This is a genomic window from Clostridium sp. AF34-13 (assembly GCF_003477845.1).
Taxonomy (GTDB): Bacteria; Bacillota; Clostridia; order Lachnospirales; family Lachnospiraceae; genus Butyribacter; species Butyribacter intestini.
Window position 1 is genome coordinate 1 of the sequence record NZ_QUEB01000020.1, and the last position, 22,230, is coordinate 22,230.

Genomic DNA, 22,230 nt, shown 5'->3' on the forward strand with positions numbered 1-22,230 from the left:
ATTGAAGGTGTTGAAGATAAAGTATATAATATAGAAATACAGAGATCAGATAATTGCAATCATGTAAAACGCGTGCGTTATAATGCATCAACAATAACAATTAATAAATCTGAACCGGGTGATGAATTTGAGGATGTTAAGGATGTAATAGTAATTTATATATCCGAGTTCGATATGTTTGGAGCAGGAAAAACAGTGTATCATGTAGAAAATGTTATAAGGGAAACAGGCAATCTGGTAAATGATGGTCTTATGTCAGTATATGTCAATACTGAAGTGGCAGATGATAGTCTGATAAGTGACCTCATGCAATGTTTTCTAAAAACAGATTTCAGGGATGATAAATTTCCAAATATATCAAGAAGAATGAAAGAATTAAAACATGGTGAGGAGGACGAGAAGATGTGTAAAAGTGTAGAGGAATATGCCGAGAGAAAAGCGAAAGAAGCAGCAAAAGAGGCAGCAAAAGAGGCAGCAAAAAAAGCTACAGAGGAGGCTGTAAAAAAAGCTATGGCTGAGAAGAAAAAAACGGTAGAAAAATTAAATGATATGGGAATGGATATTTCTTTAATAGCAAGTGCTGTAGATATGGATGAAGAAACTATAAAACAGTGGTTAGAGAAATAATGTTTTCACAAAACGAGCATTTCCTAACGACTTGCCCTTACTATGTCTTTCGTGGTAATATAAACAACTGTACGACAAAGCAAAAAGTACAGATTCAAAAGAAAAAATGTCTAAAACTATTAAGAAGCAGAGTGGATTGTAAATATCTGCCTGACTGGTAAAATGTTTTTGTTACACGAAAGGAGTAAAAAATGAGTAATCAACAATCTTCAGCCCCTATTCAGGAAAATAAGATGGGGATTATGCCAATAGGAAAACTGGTTTTCAATATGTCACTGCCGATGATGGTTTCGATGATGGTGCAGGCATTATACAATATTGTTGACAGTATATTTGTCGCAAAATTATCGGAGAATGCTTTGACGGCGGTTTCACTTGCATTCCCTTTGCAAACGCTTCTTATTGCGGTAGCTACGGGAACCGGTGTAGGTATGAATGCACTTTTGTCTAAGTCTCTCGGGGAGAAAGATTTTAAGAAAGCTAATAAAACGGCGACAAATGCAGCATTTATATATGCGGTAAGTTATATTATTTTTCTAATACTTGGATTTACCGTAGTGAAGCCTTTTTACAGAAGTCAGGTGGGAAGTGCCGATGCTGAGATTATGACTATGGGAGTTGATTATCTTAGCACGGTCATGATTTTTTCGTTTGGTATTTTCACGCAGGTGTTTTTTGAGAGACTTCTCACATCGACAGGACGCACGATTTTTAGTATGACTTCCCAGCTCAGCGGTGCGGTTACAAATATTATATTAGATCCGATTTTAATCTTCGGTATGTTTGGTGCTCCTAAAATGGGAGTGACAGGAGCTGCTGTTGCAACCGTTATCGGTCAGTGTGTTGCAGGGCTTGTTGCAGGAACCTGTAATCACAAATTTAATCATGAAGTTAGATTTCAATTTAAGGGATTTAAGCCTGATTTTAAGATTATCGGAACGATTTATGCAGTTGGAATACCTTCTATTATAATGCAGTCTATCGGCTCTGTTATGACATATTGCATGAACCGTATTCTTATTGAGTTTTCATCAACGGCTACGGCTGTTTTTGGTGTTTATTTTAAGCTGCAAAGCTTTTTCTTTATGCCTGTATTTGGTCTGAACAACGGAATTACACCCATTATTGCCTACAATTATGGTGCGAGACAGCGTAAGCGTATGGTAAAGACGATAAAAGTAAGTCTTGTGACGGCTTTTTGTCTTACATTTATTGGATTTGTTCTTTTTGAGAGTATTCCACAGGCATTGCTCGGATTGTTTAATGCCTCTGATGATATGCTTAAGATAGGTGTGCCTGCACTTAGAACGATAGGTGTACATTATCTGATTGCATGGTTCTGTATTATTGCAGGAACCGTATTTCAGGCACTTGGAAAAGCAGTGTTTAGTATGGTCGTATCAATCATGCGTCAGCTTGTAGTTCTCGTGCCGGCTGCGTATCTTCTTGCAAAATTTGGCGGACTTCATATGGTATGGTGGTCGTTTCCAATTGCAGAGGTTATGTCATTTATTGTGTCACTTACATTTCTTATAAAAATCTGGAATGACATTATAAAAGATATTCCTGAGGGACGGGAATAAGGCGGATAGCAGACATAAAAATAGGTGACCGGATAGGGTTGATACATGAAAAAGCTGTTTTGCTTCTTCCGAACCGTCAAGAAGCTGCTTGTTTACATCAAACATACTTTTTAGAAAGAGTGGAAAATCTACATTGTGATTCCATATATACTTTCTGACAGCAATAACAAAAGCACCATTGTCCGGATGGACATGGTGCATAAGGTAACGGTATCTTTTCTTAATCAGCGTATTTTGCTGACGGGTCAATGTTTTTTATTGACATATGTACTGCTGCGAGCGACGATGTAGAGAGTGCGTGCCAGTGGCATTATTTGTTATACATCCTCGATTGACACAGATGTATATTACAGTTTTATTCCTTTGAGCAGCTTCGCAAAAGGATTTTCATCAGCTTTTTCTTCCTTATCTGCACGAAATTCGTCAGGAATTTCGTATGTATCTTCTTCTTCGTCAGGAATATCATTCTCAAGTGCTTTCATGCTGAGTGATATCCTGTCACCATCAAGAGCGATTATTTTTGCAGATACAGTATCACCGAGTTTAACAACTTCCTTTGGAGATTTGATAAATTTATTTGTAATCTGTGATATATGACAAAGTCCTATAAGGTCTTCACCTATTTCAATAAAGACTCCATATGATTCCATGCGCACAATCTTTCCAGAAACGGTTTCGCCAACTGCGAGTTTTGAAACTTTCTGCGAATGTTCAAGCACAGCGTTTTCTCTTGCGATTTCTTTTGCTGAGAGGACAAGTCTTTTTTCGTTTGCGTCAGCGGTAATGATAATCGCATTTAAAGTCATGCCGACATAGCTTTCAGTGTCCTCAACATAGTCAAGACCGATTTTTGAAGCGGGAATAAATGCTTTAACTCCCTTGACAAAACCTGTCACACCACCTGGATTTGCTTCGGTAATCTTGACGGAAAAAACAGTGCGGTTTGCCATATCATTTTTGAGTTCATCCCATACAAGAAGATTGTGGGCAGCTTTTTTTGATAAGATGACGGCTCCGTTGTCACCCTCAGCGTCAATAACCATTGCACGGATAGTATCACCGATATTGCAGTCGTTTTTGATGGAAAAAGCAGGGTCATCACTACATTCTTCAAGAGGAACGATACCCTCTGTATAATAATTCAAATCGACAGTGAGTTCTGTTTCAGAAATTCCTATAACGGTAACATCTAAAATGTCACCCTCTTTTATTACTTTAAAAGAACTTTCAAGTTCCTTTTCAAAGTCTTTCATGCTTTCAGTATTGTTATCAGCCATATATTTGTACCCCTTTCGTTTTTGTTTTATAATTAGGTATTTATTTGTTATATCTGTGCAATTAACACAACATATAATTAGTTTCGCATTTACCTATGGTTTTATAATTTGTTAGTTGTCCGCATTAAAAAAGCGAACAATAACTGTTTTTAGTGTATAGGAAAACGCTTGTAATGTAGTGTGGATGTCAGGGCAAAACGCTGGTTTTGCCCTTTTTTAGTATAGTGTGAACAGAGAATATATGCAAGTATGTAGACTAATGTTTGCCGCGAATTTATTGGCTATTCTTTACATAAATATCATGGGATGATATTATATAAGAAAAAATCGGATAAAAATATAGAATGTTTTTGCTGGAGTGGAAGATAAATTTGATGGTAACTTATGATTATGATTTCTGGGAGGTAAAAATTGAACATACTGATTTCAATAGATTCTTTTAAGGGAAGTATGACTTCAATGCAGGCAGGCGAAGCAGCGAAAAAAGGGATTTTAAAGGCTGTTCCTGATGCGGATGTGTTGGTATGTCCTCTTGCTGATGGTGGAGAGGGGACAACAGACGCACTGACCGATGGGATGGATGGCGAAAAGATAAGCCTTACGGTGACCGGTCCTCTTGGTGAAAAAACAGATTGCTATTATGGATGGCTTGACGGGAGCAAAAAGGCAGTTATGGAGATGGCTTCGGCAGCAGGAATTACACTTGTGCATGAAAAAAATCCGTTAGCCGCCACGACTTTTGGTGTCGGTGAAATGATTTTTGATGCGATTAAAAGAGGTGCAGAAAATATCATTATCGGAATAGGCGGTAGTGCGACAAATGATGGCGGTATTGGTATGCTTAAGGCACTTGGATATGAATTTCTTGATAAAAACGGGAAAGATGTGGGACTTGGTGCATCATCACTTGGAAAAGTAGAAAAGATTGTTGATGATAAAGTGAATCCTCTGATTTCAAAAGTTAAATTTCAGGTTGCGTGTGATGTTGATAATCCGCTGTGCGGTGAAAACGGTGCGACCTATATATTTGGTACGCAGAAAGGTGTGACCGATGAGATGAAGCCTGTTATTGATAGGGCAATGAAACATTTTGCAGAAAAAACAGCGGAAAAACTTGGTGTATCATGTGAAGATATTGCGGGAGCAGGTGCGGCTGGCGGTCTTGGTTTTGCATTTCTTTCATATCTAAATGCGGAACTTAAACCGGGAGTTGAACTTATTATGCAGGCAACCGATATGGAAGAAAAGATAAAAATGGCTGATATTGTAGTGACGGGAGAGGGACGGCTCGACAGCCAGACCGTGATGGGGAAAGCACCGATAGGTGTGGCAGGACTGGCAAAGAAATACAATAAAAAAGTGATAGCGTTTGCGGGGAGTGTATCTGACGATGCGGTTTTGTGCAATGCAAACGGAATAGATGCATTTTTCCCGATAGTGCGTGGAGCGACAACATTGGAAAAAGCAATGCGAACGGAAAATGCCGTAAAAAATATGGAACTTACGGCGGAGCAGGTGTTCAGATTGGCAGCAGACTTTATGGTACATTAGAGTTGTATTTAGCGTGTGTAAGGGGCGTGGTTGTAAAGTGAAAGGCATTATTATATAATGATATTGGGGTCAAAAGGTATTTTGACCCTTGCATCATATAATAAAACCAGTAATATTGTTTTGGGCGAAGGATGGAGGAGAGTTGCTTATGATAAAAGAAAATGAACCAGATAATCCGGTTTTGGCGATATGCTATGATTTTGACAAGACACTGTCGCCTGATGATATGCAGGCACAGGGCTATATCCAGTCGATTGATTATGAGGTTGACGATTTTTGGAGAGAGTCAAACGAACTTTCAGAAAAAAATGAGATGGACAGAAATCTTGCTTATATGTATCTGATGGCAGAGAAATCGAGGGGGAAAGTTCTTTTTACAAAAGAAACTTTACATAATGACGGGGCAAAAGTTAAACTTTATCCGGGTGTGGCAACATGGTTTGATAGGATAAATGATTACGGTGAAAAAAAGGGCGTAAAGGTTGAACACTATATTATTTCATCGGGATTAAAAGAGATGATAGAAGGCACGGAAGTTGCAGACAAATTTAAAAAGATTTATGCGAGTTCGTTTTATTTTGATGAGAGCGGGGTCGCCGTGTGGCCTGCACAGGTGGTAAATTACACCAATAAAACGCAGTTTTTGTTCAGGATAGAAAAGGGAATACTTGATGTAAATGATTCAAGGGTGAATGATTACTTTAAGCCAAATGAATACAGAGTTCCGTTCCGCAATATGGTCTATATCGGCGACAGCGAGACGGATATTCCATGCATGAAGCTCGTAAATATAAACGGCGGACATTCAATAGGTGTCTATGATTCAAAAACGAAAGACAAGACAAAAGTTTTTAATATGCTCGAAGAAAACAGGATAAAATATTTTGTTCCGGCGGATTATACTAAAAAATCTAAACTTGAAACTCTGGTAAAGCAGATAATTGACAGGACAGCTTCAAATGAAATTCTCGAAAGTTTCCATTTTGATTGTGTAAAAGAAAAAAATAATGTGCATAATACACTTGATTATTACAACTTAAATGCGGATAAATTTGTCGCAAGTACATTACAGGTGGATTTTGAGGAAACTCAGAAAAAATTTATTGAGAAGCTGGATAAAGGGGCATTTATTCTTGATTTTGGATGCGGTTCAGGCAGAGACACAAAATATTTTCTCGATAACGGCTATAAGGTGGATGCGGTTGACGGTTCAAAAGAGATGTGCAGGCGGGCGAGTGAATACACGGGGATTTCCGTCAAAAATATGATGTTTACTGAACTTAATGTAAAAGAAAAATATGACGGTATATGGGCGTGCTCGTCGATACTTCATCTGACAAAGGATGAACTTGAAAATGTTATGAATAAAATGACGACAGCATTGAAACCGAACGGGATTATATATGCGTCATTTAAGTATGGAAATTTTTCGGGGGAGCGTAACGGCAGATATTTTACCGATATGACCGAAGAAACATTCAAAGAATTGATAAAAAAAACAGATGGAGCAGCTCTTGAAGAACAGTGGATAACATCGGATGTGAGAGTAGGCAGAGGAGAGGAAAAGTGGCTGAATGTGTTGGTGCGGAGAGGATAAGAACAGAGTGGAAGCGATGGATGCTGTTTGGTTGAAAAATCAGGAAGAGAAATAAAAAGGATATTCTGACATAAAAATATATAATAAAATAGTGAGCAGACTTGGATATTGCCATATATTTTTTGCGGTTAGATTGTTTTAAAAAGAAAAATAGATAATAGGTATAAATTGTAATCATATAAGTATGATGCTATAATAGCATATAGATAAATATTGTCCAATTTTAATATTTGAGGTGGTAAAATTTGGATATACAGCATTTAAAATATAAAAATGACTTGAATATAGACAGCTTCATACATATGCTTGACGATACGACAGAATGTTATAAATTCTATTGGCTTGATGCATTGTTAAAATTATTTTCGCTTGGAAAGACAGAAATTGTCTTTGATGACCTTATAAATCAGATGATAGCAGATGCGTGGTATTCTGTTGTTGAATATCATCTGCATCTCGGTCCTAAAAATGCTTCGGGAAAAATAATGAATAGTTTGGAAAGAGCGGTTATCAAATTGTCGCAGTTGACAAATATTCCAAATGATGCGGACAGAGATACGATTATATTGGCTGTTAAAGAAAATGACAGGGAGCTGCATGGTGAAAAAGACCAGTTGACGAAGAATGTGCCTTATCGTATGCTGTCTCCGTTTATGCACGAAGTTAAAGGAAATGACAGGATATGGGATCAAAAAAAGAGATTGATAGCTTATATTGAGCAGTTAAATAAGAAAGAATGTATTCCATATCAGATAACGAATGGAGCAGGCTTGAAAAAGCGTGTCGTTATCAATGAGGAATGGCAGAATTTTTTCATGGACAATTTTGTCACGATTTCAGGCTGGATAGAAGTGAAAAAAGTACGGTATTTGCAAGGGAGAAATCCTGGTGTACCGGGGATAATCTATAAACTTGTTCCTGAAAATAATAAACAGAGAAAATTAAGATATGTAAGAAATTTGTGGAATACTATAATCGAGACAAAACCCGTATATGATATATATTCTGAAAAATTGCTTGGATTAGATGATTTTGATATAGATCATTTTGTGCCGTGGTCGTTTGTGGCAAATGATGAACTGTGGAATTTACTTCCTATGGATAGTTCGCTTAATTCAAGCAAGAGTAATAATCTGCCACAGTGGAAATATTTTGAACTGTTTGCAAAAAATCAATATATGATGTATGAAAGTGCAAAAAGCAGCGAAAAGATAATGGACAAATTTAAGAAATGTCAGAGAGATAATCTTGTGATGCCGTGGTCGATGGAAGAATTATACATTGCCGAAAATGACAGAGAAGCGTTTATTAAGGTTTTGGAGGAAAAATTGCATCCGGTGTATGACTCGGCAAGAATACAGGGGTATGAGATTTGGAGAATGTGAAATGTTATGGTTGATAAAAATGGAGATGATAATATTCTGCCAAAAGAATATTGCAAAAATATGACATAAAATGGATATGAGAATTTGCTTATACAAGGTATAATAAATACATGGAGTTTAACAAATCGTAATTTGTAGATTTGCTAAAATGGTTGATGCTGTATTGGAATACAGTGGTTTAATTGTTATGAAATTTGATTTGAGATAAAAGTTATTGTATGGCAATAAAAAAGATTTTATTGCATATGGATGGAATTGTATAAAAGGAGAAGTTATGGATAAGAAAATTAAAACAGGTTCGGAAGATGAAAAAGTTAAAAGTCCTAATGAAATAAATGATGAGGAAAGACAAAGTAATTCAATGGTTGCAATAAAGGAACTTCTTCAGAATAAAAATTATATTGTTGTATTGGACGCGAATATCCTTTTGAAAATATATCGTTCATCGCCAGATTATGCTGAGTTTGCTTTAGAGTGTCTAGACAGTATAAAGGATTATGTTTGTATTCCATTTAATGTGTATTGGGAATATGAAAAACATAGAAAAGAAGAATATGGTAAAAAAGTAAAATCCATAGAGAAGTCGGCTGAAACGTGTAATCAACTTATTTCAATTATAGAAAATAAAATAAAGGGTCAATGTGACGAACTATCAAAAAATGGTTATCCAGATATAGATGGACTTGTTGATAATTTAATAGAAAAGGTTGGTGAACTTCAAGATGAATTTGATTCATATTTTGTGGAACACCAAAATCTGGATTTCTTGAATAACTGGAATGAAGATAAAGTGCTTGATTTAATGAATTCATTTCGCAAAATGCCTGAACCTTCTGCATTATTTATATATAAACTATGCAAGGAGGGCGAGCATAGATATAAGTCACAAACACCTCCGGGGTATAAAGATTCAAAAAAAGATGGCGTTAGTAAGTATGGGGATTTAATTGTTTGGGCGGAGACGTATGAATACGCAGCATCAAATAATAAAAACATTATTTTTGTTACAGATGATGTAAAAGAAGATTGGTGGGAAAAATTAGATGATGGGAGAATTCTATTTAGAAAAGAATTAGTTAAAGAATTTTCGCGTAAGACCAAGATTAGAAAAGACTTAAGTAAAAATTTAAAATTGATTCCGTTGGTTGGATATGATCTATACCAAGCAATTGCTAGGGAATTTATGATTGAGGCACCAGATGCAATATCATTGATTTTGAATGCTACAGATGAATCTTTTGTAGATGAAGTACAAATGCAAGTATTTGAATCTGTTTGGAGTGAAATTGCCTACTCTGGAACAAGTTTTCTTGATGAGAATAATTCCCATGTTGGGTCAGAGGGAGTAGATGAGTGGGAGCTGGATGATGTCGGATTTTATGGTTTTGAAAGAATAGACGTAGATTCTGGTATGGCAACATATATTATTTCCTATCATATAGTAATATCAGGTGTGTCATATGAATACTGGGGAAGAGATGACGATACAAAAGAAATAATTACTTCTCCAGGAAGAAGGCATGAGTGTTCTGGTAAAGTTGATGTGTTAGTCACAAGAGCATTGGATACAGTAATTAATTGGAATGATGATTTTGAATACCAAGATGCAGAGATCGAGACTGCATCTATTACAGAGGATTCGTATGAGGATAACGATTCTGATTTCGATATATATTGTGCGGAATGTGGAGAAAAAATAGGGTATGAATGGGAATCGTTTTATAGAGACTATAAAGGGAACCCTATATGCGATGATTGTATGACTACGAATGAAAATGGATTTGTGTGTCCAGGATGTGGGGCCAAGTATCCTGAAGAAATGAGAGGTGGTTCAGGGACATTTTGCATTAACTGTGAAGATGAATATGATGTCTGATTGAACTATTAGGGAATAGAGTATAAAAGCGACCAAACGACTGATTTCTGGCATGTCTTTGCATGGTTTGTTATCCAGTCAAATTGATATTTTATGAATGTAAAGAACTCAACAAATTCCAATTTGTCGGGCTGACGAAACATAGAAAACTATATAATAATAATCAACAGGCAGTCTTATAACGAGACTGCCTGCCATCTGATATCCCTTTACTTTATATTTGATGAATGTTATTATATCATCATCACAACAAATAAAAAAGGTGGGACGAACAATGAAGAAACTTTTAAAAACAACAATGAAGATTGTTATATCATTTATACTCCTTATTGCAATATCTATCACAGGTTCATATGTTGTAAATACATATGCTGCTGAGCGTACGGTGGTAGACGGTCATTCCATGGATGATAATTTTTATGATGGAGAGAATGTTATTGCAAACAAGATAATTTATAAATTTCAGAAGCCAAAGCGTTTTGATGTTGTCACGATATATCCGTATGGACATAAACATAAGGAAGATATTGTTGAGTTTACACAGAGACTTGCGACACAGTTATCAGAGATGGTAAAAAAAGATAATGGCGAGGACGATGTGGCGAAAGCAGCGGCGGAGGGAAAAAAAGATGAGTATTATATCAAGAGGATAATAGGGATGCCGGGTGAAACTATCCAGGTGAAAGGTGAGGATATCTATATAAACGGAGATATATTAAAGGAAAACTATCGTAAAGACAAGATGGGATATGCAGGAGTCGCTTCAAAACCGGTTAAATTGGGCAAAGATGAATACTTTGTTATGGGAGATAACAGAGTAAAAAGCAGTGACAGCCGTGAATTTGGACCCGTGAAGCTTAAGAATATTGCATCGAAGATATATAAATGATGTATATCTGCCATAAAAAGAGATAAAAAAAGTGTTGTCAAATGACAACACATCTGATAAAATACATATTTTAACAAAATTTCAAAATAATTCTTGACAAGTCAGCCCTTTAATGCTAACATGAAAAATGCACTATTGTGGCTGACTATACTTTTATGCTTTTCTTAATTATTATATCACAGTTCGTTAAAAAAGAAAAGTCCTTAATGAAAAAAATAGTCAGACTGCAAAATACTCTAAAAAATTAAGGAGTGAACATCGATGGAGAAAAACAGGATACGCCCAGTAAAAGTAGGTAACGGTGTTAGAATGAGTTATGCCAAACAGCAGGAAGTGCTGGAGATGCCAAATCTCATTGAGCTGCAGACTAATTCTTATCAGTGGTTCTTGGACGAAGGACTAAAAGAAGTTTTCCGAGATATTTCGCCTATCTCTGATTTTGGTGGTCATCTCAGTCTCGAATTTGTAGATTTTGTTTTATGCAGGGATGAGACAAAGTATGACATCGATCAGTGTAAGGAAAGGGATGCAACATACGCAGCACCTTTAAAGGTGAAAGTAAGGTTACACAATAAGGAAACAGAAGAAATTAAAGAGCATGAGATCTTTATGGGAGATCTTCCTTTGATGACTGCGACAGGTACCTTTGTAATCAATGGTGCTGAACGAGTTATAGTTAGCCAGTTAGTTCGTTCACCTGGTATTTATTATGCGATCGGACATGATAAATTCGGTAAGGAACTTTATTCATCAACTGTAATTCCAAATCGTGGTGCATGGCTGGAATACGAGACTGACTCCAATGATGTATTTTATGTTCGTGTAGATAGAAACAGAAAGGTTCCTATTACTGTATTCCTTAGAGCTATGGGTCTTGGAAGCAATGAACAGATTAAGGACCTTTTCGGTGATGAGCAAAAGATTCTTGCAAGTATTGAGAAAGATACTACCGAGAATTATCAGGACGGTCTTCTTGAATTATACAAGAAACTTCGTCCGGGCGAGCCATTGTCAGTAGACAGTGCTGAAAACTTATTAAACGGTATGTTCTTTGATCCTAAGAGATATGATCTTGCAAAGGTCGGAAGATATAAGTTTAATAAGAAACTTCATTTCAAAAACCGTATTACAGGCTGCAAGCTTGCAGAGGATGCTGTGAGCCCTGCAACTGGTGAAGTATATGAAGCAGGAACAACTATTACTGAAGAACTTGCAACTGAGCTTCAGAACGCAGCAGTTCCTTATGTAATGGTTGAAAAAGAAGAAAAAGTTACAAAGGTACTTTCTAACCTTATGGTTGACCTTAAGGCATATCTGCCTGATGTTGACCCGGCTGAGGTTGAGGTACATGAGAGTGTTTATTATCCTCTCTTAAAGCAGATTCTTGACGAGAATGACGATATTGAAGAGATTAAGGAACTTATCAGATATAATATTTCTGAACTTGTTCCTAAGCATATCACGAAGGAAGATATTTTTGCATCTATCAACTACAATATGCATCTTGAATATGGTGTTGGAACGGATGATGATATTGACCACTTAGGAAATCGTCGTATCCGTGCGGTCGGAGAGCTTTTACAGAACCAGTATCGTATTGGACTTTCAAGAATGGAGAGAGTTGTGCGTGAGAGAATGTCTACACAGGACATCAACAGCATCACTGCACAGTCACTTATAAATATCAAACCTGTAACTGCGGCAGTTAAGGAGTTCTTCGGAAGTTCACAGTTGTCACAGTTCATGGATCAGAACAATCCTCTTAGTGAGCTTACTCACAAGAGAAGATTATCGGCATTAGGACCTGGTGGTCTTTCACGAGACAGAGCCGGATTCGAGGTTCGAGATGTTCATTATACACATTATGGCCGTATGTGTCCTGTAGAAACACCTGAAGGACCAAACATCGGTCTTATCAACTCGCTTGCATCTTATGCGAGAATAAATGAGTATGGATTTATCGAGGCACCTTATCGTAAACTAGATAAAACTGACCCGGCAAATCCTGTCGTTACTGACGAGGTTGTATATCTCTCAGCAGACGAAGAAGATAAATATATCGTTGCACAGGCTAACGAGGAGCTTGATACTGACGGACATTTCGTGAGAAACAATGTTTCAGGTCGTTTCCGTGAAGAGACATCAGAGTTTGCAAAGAGCAAGATAGACCTCATGGATGTATCTCCTAAGATGGTATTCTCAGTAGCTACGGCAATGATTCCGTTCCTCCAGAACGATGATGCCAACAGAGCATTGATGGGTTCAAACATGCAGCGTCAGGCAGTTCCGCTTCTTATTACTGAGGCACCTGCTGTTGGTACGGGTATGGAGATGAAAGCAGCAGTCGATTCAGGAAACTGTGTAGTTGCAGAGGAAGACGGTATTGTTGAGCGTTCAGCATCAAATGAGATTATCATCAAGCCTGCAACAGGAAATGTTCACAGATATAAGCTTTCTAAGTTCCAGCGAAGCAACCAGGGAACAAGTATGAACCAGAAGCCTATCGTAAGAAAAGGTGATGAAATTAAGAAAGGACAGGTTATCGCAGACGGACCTTCTACCTGCGGCGGTGAGATCGCACTTGGTAAGAACCCGCTTATCGGTTTCATGACATGGGAAGGTTACAACTACGAGGATGCCGTACTTCTTAGTGAAAGACTTGTAAAAGAAGATGTTTATACATCAGTTCATATAAATGAGTATGAGGCAGAGGCAAGAGATACAAAACTTGGTGCTGAGGAAATCACACGTGATGTACCGGGCGTAGGTGATGATGCCCTTAAGAATCTTGATGAGCGTGGAATCATCCGTATCGGTGCTGAGGTTCGTGCCGGAGATATCCTTGTAGGTAAAGTTACTCCTAAGGGAGAGACAGAGCTTACAGCCGAGGAAAGACTTCTTCGTGCAATCTTCGGAGAAAAAGCACGTGAGGTAAGAGATACATCTCTTAAAGTTCCTCATGGAGAGTTTGGTATTATCGTTGATGCCAAAGTATTTACAAGAGAAAACGGTGATGAGCTTCCACCGGGAGTAAATCAGTCAGTTCGTATATATATTGCACAGAAGCGTAAGATTCAGGTCGGAGATAAAATGGCCGGTCGTCATGGTAACAAGGGTGTCGTTTCAAGAGTTCTCCCTGTTGAAGATATGCCATTCCTTCCAAACGGTCGTCCGCTTGACATCGTGCTTAACCCGTTGGGTGTGCCTTCTCGAATGAACATCGGTCAGGTCCTTGAAATTCATTTAAGTCTTGCAGCGAAAGTTCTTGGCTTTAATGTATCAACTCCTGTATTTGACGGCGCGAACGAGAAAGATATTATGGATACTCTTGAACTTGCAAATGATTATGCAAATACACCGCTCAATCAGGAAGAACTCGCCGAGCAGCTTGCAAAGGCAGAGGAAGATGGTGACGAGCAGGAAATCGCACGCTTAAAGGAAGTTGTTCCTTTTGAAGATAAATATAAAGATATTCTTGCACCTGATGTTATGGAATATCTTGTTGAAAATGAAGCTTATCGTGCTCAGTGGAAAGGCGTTCCAATCAACAGAGACGGAAAAGTTCGTCTTCGTGATGGTCGTACGGGTGAGTATTTTGACGGTGCTGTTACAATCGGTTTCATGCACTACCTCAAACTCCATCATCTTGTTGATGATAAGATCCATGCACGTTCAACAGGTCCTTACTCATTAGTAACACAGCAGCCACTCGGTGGTAAGGCTCAGTTCGGTGGACAGCGTTTCGGTGAGATGGAGGTTTGGGCACTTGAGGCATATGGTGCTGCACACACACTTCAGGAAATTCTTACCGTTAAATCCGATGATGTTATCGGTCGTGTTAAGACTTACGAAGCTATTATCAAGGGTGACAATATTTCAGAGCCTGGTATTCCTGAGTCATTTAAGGTCCTTCTTAAAGAATTACAGGCACTTGCACTTGATGTTACTGTTCTTGATGAGAATGGCAATGAAGTAAAACTTGGTGAGGATGTTGACGAATCTGAAAACGATTCAATCAAATCACTTACTGATGATGATGAGACATATGACGCATTTGACAACGGTGAGTCATATGCATCAGCAGGCTATATCGAGGGAACACCTGATGAGCTTGAAGATGCATTTGGTGCAACTATGATTGATACAGAATCAGTATTTGATGACTAAGGAGGTTACTATGTCAGAGACTAATAAAGCGGAAAAGCACATCACTTATGATGCTATTAAGATTGGTCTTGCTTCGCCTGAAAAGATCAGAGAATGGTCTAGGGGCGAGGTTAAGAAGCCTGAGACAATAAATTATAGAACCTTAAAACCGGAAAAAGATGGTCTTTTCTGTGAAAAGATTTTCGGACCAAGCAAGGACTGGGAGTGTCATTGTGGTAAGTATAAGAAAATCCGTTATAAGGGTGTAGTTTGTGATAAGTGTGGTGTAGAAGTTACAAAGTCAAGCGTTCGTCGTGAGCGTATGGGACACATTGAACTTGCAGCACCGGTATCACATATTTGGTATTTCAAGGGTATTCCAAGCCGTATGGGACTCATCCTTGATGTATCACCTAAAAACCTTGAGAGAGTATTATACTTTGCTTCTTACATCGTATTAGAGACAGCACCTGATATAGGAATCCAGCAGAAACAGATTTTATCTGAAGCTGAGTATCAGGAAGCAAAGGCAAAATATGGCAATTCATTCCGTGCAGGAATGGGTGCTGAGTCTATCATGGAACTTCTTATGAACATCGATCTTGAGGAAGAATCCGTGACACTCAAAACTGAACTTGAAAATGCATCAGGTCAGAAGCGTGCACGAATTATTAAAAGACTCGAAGTTATAGAGTCATTTAGGGAGTCAGGAAATAAGCCTGAATGGATGATACTTACAGTTATCCCTGTAATCCCTCCTGATCTTCGTCCTATGGTGCAGCTTGACGGTGGACGTTTTGCAACATCAGATATGAACGACTTATATCGTCGTATTATAAATAGAAACAACCGTCTTAAGAGACTTCTTGAACTTGGAGCACCCGACATTATCGTCAGAAACGAAAAGAGAATGCTTCAGGAAGCAGTAGATGCTCTTATTGACAACGGTCGTCGTGGCCGTCCTGTTACAGGTCCGGGAAACAGACCTCTCAAATCACTTTCAGATATGCTTAAAGGTAAGCAGGGTCGTTTCCGTCAGAACCTTCTCGGTAAGCGTGTTGACTATTCAGGACGTTCAGTTATCGTAGTAGGACCTGAACTTAAGATTTACCAGTGTGGTCTTCCAAAAGAAATGGCTATCGAGCTTTTCAAACCGTTCGTTATGAAAGAACTTGTTGCCAATGAGACAGCACACAACATCAAACAGGCTAAGAAGATGGTAGAAAAACTTCAGACAGAGGTTTGGGATGTACTTGAAGAAGTTATCCGCGAGCATCCGGTTATGCTTAACCGTGCCCCTACGCTTCATAGACTTGGTATTCAGGCATTCGAGCCTATCCTTGTAGAAGGTAAGGCTATCAAGCTTCATCCACTTGTATGTACAGCGTTCAATGCCGATTTCGATGGTGACCAGATGGCTGTCCATCTTCCGCTTTCCGTTGAAGCACAGGCAGAGTGCCGTTTCCTTTTGTTATCACCAAACAACCTGCTGAAGCCGTCAGACGGTGGAGTGGTTGCTGTTCCTTCACAGGATATGGTACTTGGTATTTACTATCTCACACAGGAGCGTCCGGAGCTTTCAAGAACAAAGCCTGACTATATTGATGACCCTGATGCAGATAAGCATCCGGAGAGATATTATAGATTTTACAAATCAATGGAGGAAGCTATCACGGCGTATGAAAACCATGAGATATGCCTCCATGAGAGAATAAATGTCCGCAGAACAGGCATCAATGCTGACGGTGAGACAGAGTCAAGGATTATCTGCTCAACACTCGGAAGATTTATTTTTAATGAAATTCTTCCACAGGATATGGGATTTGTAGACAGAACAAACCCTGACAATTTCCTTAAACTTGAGGTTGATTTCCATGTAGGAAAGAAACAGCTTAAGCAGATTCTTGAAAAATGTATCAATGCACATGGTGCAACAGGTACAGCAGAGACAATGGATGCCATTAAGGCAATCGGTTATAAATATTCAACCCGTGCAGCCATGACGGTTTCTATTTCCGACATGACAGTGCCGGCAGAGAAAAAGACAATTCTTGCAGAAGCTGAAAAGACTGTAGAGCAGATAGCAAGAAAGTATCGCCGTGGATTCCTTACAGAAGAGGAGAGATACAAGGGTGTTATCAAGGTTTGGCAGCAGGCGGATGATGAAATCACAACTGCACTTCTTACAGGACTTGATGCATACAACAACATCTTCATGATGGCGGATTCCGGAGCCCGTGGTTCTGACAAACAGATTAAACAGCTTGCCGGTATGCGTGGACTTATGGCAGATACATCAGGACGTACTATCGAGCTTCCTATCAAGTCAAACTTCCGTGAGGGACTTGATGTATTGGAATACTTCATTTCTGCACATGGTGCCAGAAAGGGTATGTCAGATACAGCTCTCCGTACAGCCGATTCAGGATACCTTACGCGTCGTCTTGTCGATGTATCACAGGATCTTATCATTCGTGAGATTGACTGCTGTGCAAACAGAAAAGAGATTTCAGGTATGGAGATTTCAGCGGTTACTGACGGAAAGGATGTAATCGAGGAACTTCAGGAGAGAATTACAGGACGTTTTGCCTGCGAAGATATATACAGTGATGATGGAGAGCTTATCGTAAAAGCAAACCACATGATTACGCCAAAGCGTGCCGCACTTGTATGCCAGCGTAAAGAGATTGCTGAAAACAGAGCAAAAGCAAAGGTTAAGATTCGTACAATACTTACCTGTAAATCCCATGTCGGTGTTTGTGCTAAGTGTTACGGTGCCAACCTTGCAACAGGTGAGCCGGTTCAGGTCGGTGAAGCAGTTGGTATCATAGCAGCACAGTCTATCGGTGAGCCTGGTACACAGCTTACTATGCGTACATTCCATAGTGGTGGTGTTGCCGGAGATGATATTACACAGGGTCTTCCTCGTGTCGAGGAGCTTTTTGAGGCTCGTAAGCCAAAAGGACTTGCAATTATCGCAGAGATTGGTGGTAGAGTTTCTATCCGTGATACAAAGAAGAAGCGTGAAGTTGTTATAACAAATGACGAACTTAAAGATGAGAGAGCATATCTTATCCCTTATGGTTCGCGTATAAAAGTAACAGAGGGCGAAGTCCTCGAAGCAGGTGACGAGCTTACAGAAGGTAGTGTAAATCCACATGACATTCTTGCAATCAAGGGTGTTCGTGCCGTTCAGGATTACATGATCCGTGAAGTTCAGAGAGTTTACCGTTTACAGGGTGTTGAGATAAACGATAAGCATATCGAAGTCATTGTTCGTCAGATGCTTAAGAAAATCCGCATCGAGACAGCAGGAGATTCAGAGTTCTTACCTGGTGTAATGGTTGATGCACTTGAATTTGAAGATGAAGTCGAGAGACTTACAGAGGAAGGAAAAGAAGCTCCTACAGGACAGCAGTGTATGCTCGGTATCACAAAGGCTTCACTTGCAACGAACTCATTCCTTTCAGCAGCATCATTCCAGGAGACAACAAAAGTTCTTACTGATGCAGCAATCAAAGGCAAGATTGACCCACTCGTTGGTCTTAAGGAAAATGTTATCCTCGGTAAACTTATACCGGCAGGTACAGGTATGAAGTGCTACCGTGAAGTTAAGCTTGACTGTGACGAGGCAGCAGAAAAGATGATTGAGGAGCGCAGAAGAGCTAAGATAGAAGCAGCAGAGAAAGAAGCTAAGGAAAAAGCAAAAGAAAAGAATGGCAAATCAGCAGAAAAAGAAGCTGAAAATTCAGCAGCAGAGCAGGAGACTCCGGCAGACGACACAGTAAAGTCTGAAGATGGAGAGCTTGTATTCTCAACAACAACTGAATTAGACGACTAATTTTTCATAAGCATATATCTGCATGGCAAAAGTTGTTATGCAGATATAATGGCTGATTGACATAATACTTTAAATATAGTAAAGTAGAAATGCACAAGGATTAAAAAACGAGCGTAAACAATCCTTGGCAGGGGCGCCGAAATGGTATATAACCGCTTTCGGTAAATCAAAAGGTGTCGCATTGGCGGCATCTTTTTGATTTTATATGGTTTTATAGGATATTATATTGAATAAAAATTAAGAGTTAAGGATTTATTATACTGAATTAAAAATTATGGAACATCAGATATTATATTGAATAGAAAATATAAGTTAAAAGTTTTATAGAGAACTAAATTCATTGTTTTATGGAGGAAAAAGAAAATGATAGTAGAACCAAAAGTAAGAGGATTTATGTGCACAACTGCACACCCTGAGGGATGTAAGGCTGCAGTTAGGGAGCAGATTGATTATATAAACAGTATGCCAAAGACTGACGGACCAAAGAAAGTTCTTGTCATCGGTGCTTCAATGGGGTATGGACTTGCGAGCAGAATAGCACTTACATATTCATGTGATGCAGATACTATCGGTGTCATATTTGACAAAGCAGGAAAAGAGAAAAGAACGGGAACAGCCGGATGGTACAATACCGTTGCATTTGAGGAGTTTGCCACAAAAGACGGTCATTATGCAAAGACGATAAACGGTGATGCGTTCTCAGATGATATAAAGAAAGAGACAATAGACCTTATAAAAAAAGATTTTGGCAAAGTTGACATGGTTATCTATAGTGTGGCTGCACCTAGAAGAAAAGCTCCTGACGGGGTGACATACCGTTCAGTGTTAAAGACAACTGACGGAGCATACACGAACAAGACGATAGACCTTTCTACAAATGAGATTTCAGAGGTAACTATTGAGCCTGCGACAGAGGACGAAATAAACGCTACCGTTAAGGTAATGGGCGGTGAGGACTGGCGTTTATGGATAGATGCCATGAAAGAAGCGGATGTGCTCTCAGACAATGCAGTGACGGTTGCATATTCATATATTGGACCTGTACTTACACATCCTATCTATTTTGATGGTTCTATCGGAAAGGCGAAAGCAGATTTATATAAGACTGCCGATGAGATAGACGAGCAGGTTGACGGAGTAAGTGCGTATGTTTCAGTAAACAAGGCTGTTGTAACACAGTCAAGTGCAGCTATTCCTATCGTGCCATTATATCTGTCAATACTTTTAAAAGTAATGAAAGAAAAAAATGTGCATGAAGAATGTATTCAGCAGATGTATAGACTTGTGCATGATAGACTTTGCAATCCTTCAGGTGTTCCGGTTGATGATAAGAGACTTATCCGTATGGATGATTATGAGATGGAATCTGAGGTTCAGCAGGAAGTTGAGAAAATCTGGAACGAGATAACTCCTGAAAATCTTACGGAAGTTGCAGATATAGACGAATATTGGAAAGAATTTTATGAGATTTTTGGATTTAAGATAGACGGTGTTGACTATGGAATGGACTGTGATATACAGGTGCAGATTCCAAGTCTTGATAGTGCAGAATAATATTTATTATTTGCTGACCACATAGTACATGAATAGATAAGTATCTGTTAAAAAATATATGTGAAACCGTTATTCAGATCAGATTATACTTTGTGTTTTTGGGAGGCTGATGGAGTGCATGAAATATTAAAAGGAATGTTGACATATACAAAAACGGATATTATATGTGTGGCAACATTGTTGCTGATTATTACAAGAATATATGGCTGGAAGAAAAAAGATATTTTCATGAAATTGTATTTCTGGATTACATTTTCAAGTTTTTGCATGGTTGCTGCATTTGCAGCAGGTAATCTTGCAGATTATGGAATAATCAGTATGTGCAGAGGACTAAGAAGTCTGGTTTGGGCTTGTGCCTTTATAGCATTTAATTATACGATATTTTTGTGGTTTATATACTCAGGAATATTTAGGGAGTCATCAATCATATCAAATCAGATGAGCTGTCTGCATTGTGCGATACCGGCTGTCATAAATATGGTTATTATAATCATCGCCTGTTTTGTTGATGGATTTTACAGTATAAATGATGCGGGTAAATTTTTGAGAGGAAAATATTATGGATTTCTTTTTATAGTACCTGCGGTTTATATTACGATTTCGACAGCCGCATTGTTAAAAGATGCATATCTTGAAAAAAAGTCCGGCAGAGGCAAAAGATATGTTGTGCTAATATCATTTATTGTGCCTGTTATGCTAGGTGCACTTATTCAAAATATGGAGCCTCAGACAAATATGCTTGTGATAGGTATCTGTATAGGTGTTATAAGTGCGTATTGCAATCTTAGTGTTGATGAGGTGGCACAGGAAGTCATTATGAAAAATATCGAGCTTGAATATTCCCAGGCAGAATTAAAGATAGCTCTTGATCATGAAAAACGCCAGTACAATACTGTCAGTTCGTTGGCAAATATTTACATATTCATGTATTACATTTATATGGATGATGACAGTTATGAGAGAATAAAAGATTATACATTGGCTAATCAAGCTGTTGGAGACATAAAGTGTGCCTCAACTGCATTGAGAAAAATATATTCAGAGCGTGCCGTGCAAAAGCATATAAACATGATGCTTGAATTTACCGACTTATCAACTCTTGATGAGCGAATGGGAAAAAATGAATATATATCTACCGAGTATAAGGGGAAAAAGGTAGGCTGGTGTCGTGCAAGATTTATAGAAGTTGACAGGGATGAAAATGGAAAGCTAAAGCATGTTATATTTGCTGTTCAGGACATCTCAAACGAAAAACAGCAGATATTAGAACTTCAGGATGCATTAAACTATGCAAATCAAAAAGCTTATGTTGATGGGCTTACGGGAGTTAAAAATGTTACTGCATATAAAGAATACATAGAGATTATTGATGATGTTATAAAAAACAGTGAGGTTGATTTTGCGGTTGCGATTTTTGATATAAACGGTCTGAAATATGTAAATGACAATTATGGTCATGAAAAAGGAAACATACTTATTATAGATTCATGCAGATGTATATGCCGTGCATTTAAGCATAGCCCGGTATTCAGGATAGGCGGTGATGAGTTTGTTGCAATAATAGAAAATGCAGACGTGGAACAGCTAAACAACTGCCGCAGAAATCTTGAACAGCAGTTTGAACAGATAAATGAAATGTACCCTGATTATTATTTTGCTTCAGTAGCTATGGGAATCGTGCATTATGACAGTAAAAAACATAGTTGTTATGACGATGTTTTCAAGAAAGCAGATGCTGCAATGTATGAAAATAAACAGGAAATAAAAAGAAAACCTGAAAATTCATGGATGCTTAGATATTAGGTCACAAGCAGTTCAGCCATAAAAAGAGAATAAAATCATTGTGCAAATAGCAAAAAAAGTGTATAATGAATATATAATAATTTATGGAAAATAGCCAATTA

Annotated in this window: 12 protein-coding genes; 11 read left to right on the plus strand and 1 reads right to left on the minus strand. The window is 38.3% G+C overall.

Annotated features, from left to right (window positions below):
- Together DWZ63_RS14120 and DWZ63_RS14125 are read left to right on the plus strand one after the other, a co-directional pair.
- Positions 1–627, plus strand: a 627-nt coding sequence (locus DWZ63_RS14120) for an Rpn family recombination-promoting nuclease/putative transposase (protein ID WP_182431540.1), incomplete at its 5' end; no start/stop codon positions are given.
- A gap of 191 nt (positions 628–818) precedes the next feature.
- Positions 819–2,210, plus strand: coding sequence for an MATE family efflux transporter (locus DWZ63_RS14125; RefSeq protein ID WP_118500218.1), 1,392 nt, complete (start codon positions 819–821; stop codon positions 2,208–2,210).
- 347 nt (positions 2,211–2,557) lie between these two features.
- On the opposite strand, the gene DWZ63_RS14130 is transcribed toward DWZ63_RS14125, so the two are convergent.
- Complete coding sequence (locus tag DWZ63_RS14130) at positions 2,558–3,487, minus strand: S1 RNA-binding domain-containing protein (RefSeq protein ID WP_118500219.1); 930 nt, start codon at positions 3,485–3,487, stop codon at positions 2,558–2,560.
- A gap of 411 nt (positions 3,488–3,898) precedes the next feature.
- Between DWZ63_RS14130 and DWZ63_RS14135 the strand changes: the two genes are divergently transcribed.
- From DWZ63_RS14135 to DWZ63_RS14175, 9 genes are all read left to right on the plus strand, one after another.
- A complete protein-coding gene (locus DWZ63_RS14135) occupies positions 3,899–5,038 on the plus strand; it encodes a glycerate kinase (RefSeq protein WP_118500220.1) in 1,140 nt (379 codons plus the stop codon).
- 148 nt (positions 5,039–5,186) lie between these two features.
- On the plus strand, positions 5,187–6,635 hold the full coding sequence (locus tag DWZ63_RS16245) for a methyltransferase domain-containing protein (protein WP_182431541.1): 1,449 nt from the start codon (positions 5,187–5,189) through the stop codon (positions 6,633–6,635).
- A gap of 245 nt (positions 6,636–6,880) precedes the next feature.
- Complete coding sequence (locus tag DWZ63_RS14145) at positions 6,881–8,020, plus strand: HNH endonuclease domain-containing protein (protein ID WP_055945424.1); 1,140 nt, start codon at positions 6,881–6,883, stop codon at positions 8,018–8,020.
- Between the two features lie 274 nt (positions 8,021–8,294).
- Complete coding sequence (locus DWZ63_RS14150; RefSeq protein ID WP_147353243.1) at positions 8,295–9,896, plus strand: PIN-like domain-containing protein; 1,602 nt, start codon at positions 8,295–8,297, stop codon at positions 9,894–9,896.
- A gap of 274 nt (positions 9,897–10,170) precedes the next feature.
- Entirely contained in the window at positions 10,171–10,785 is a 615-nt protein-coding gene (lepB, locus tag DWZ63_RS14155) for a signal peptidase I (protein ID WP_182431542.1), read from the plus strand.
- Between the two features lie 261 nt (positions 10,786–11,046).
- Positions 11,047–14,952 (plus strand): DNA-directed RNA polymerase subunit beta, encoded by a 3,906-nt coding sequence (locus DWZ63_RS14160; RefSeq protein WP_118500223.1) that lies wholly within the window; start codon positions 11,047–11,049, stop codon positions 14,950–14,952.
- Between the two features lie 10 nt (positions 14,953–14,962).
- Positions 14,963–18,772, plus strand: a complete 3,810-nt coding sequence (gene rpoC / locus DWZ63_RS14165) for a DNA-directed RNA polymerase subunit beta' (protein WP_022015322.1) — start codon at positions 14,963–14,965, stop codon at positions 18,770–18,772.
- Between the two features lie 363 nt (positions 18,773–19,135).
- A complete protein-coding gene (gene fabV, locus DWZ63_RS14170; protein WP_118500224.1) occupies positions 19,136–20,326 on the plus strand; it encodes an enoyl-ACP reductase FabV in 1,191 nt (396 codons plus the stop codon).
- A 114-nt stretch (positions 20,327–20,440) separates the two neighbouring features.
- Entirely contained in the window at positions 20,441–22,129 is a 1,689-nt protein-coding gene (locus DWZ63_RS14175; RefSeq protein ID WP_118500225.1) for a diguanylate cyclase, read from the plus strand.
- Positions 22,130–22,230 lie beyond the last annotated feature (101 nt).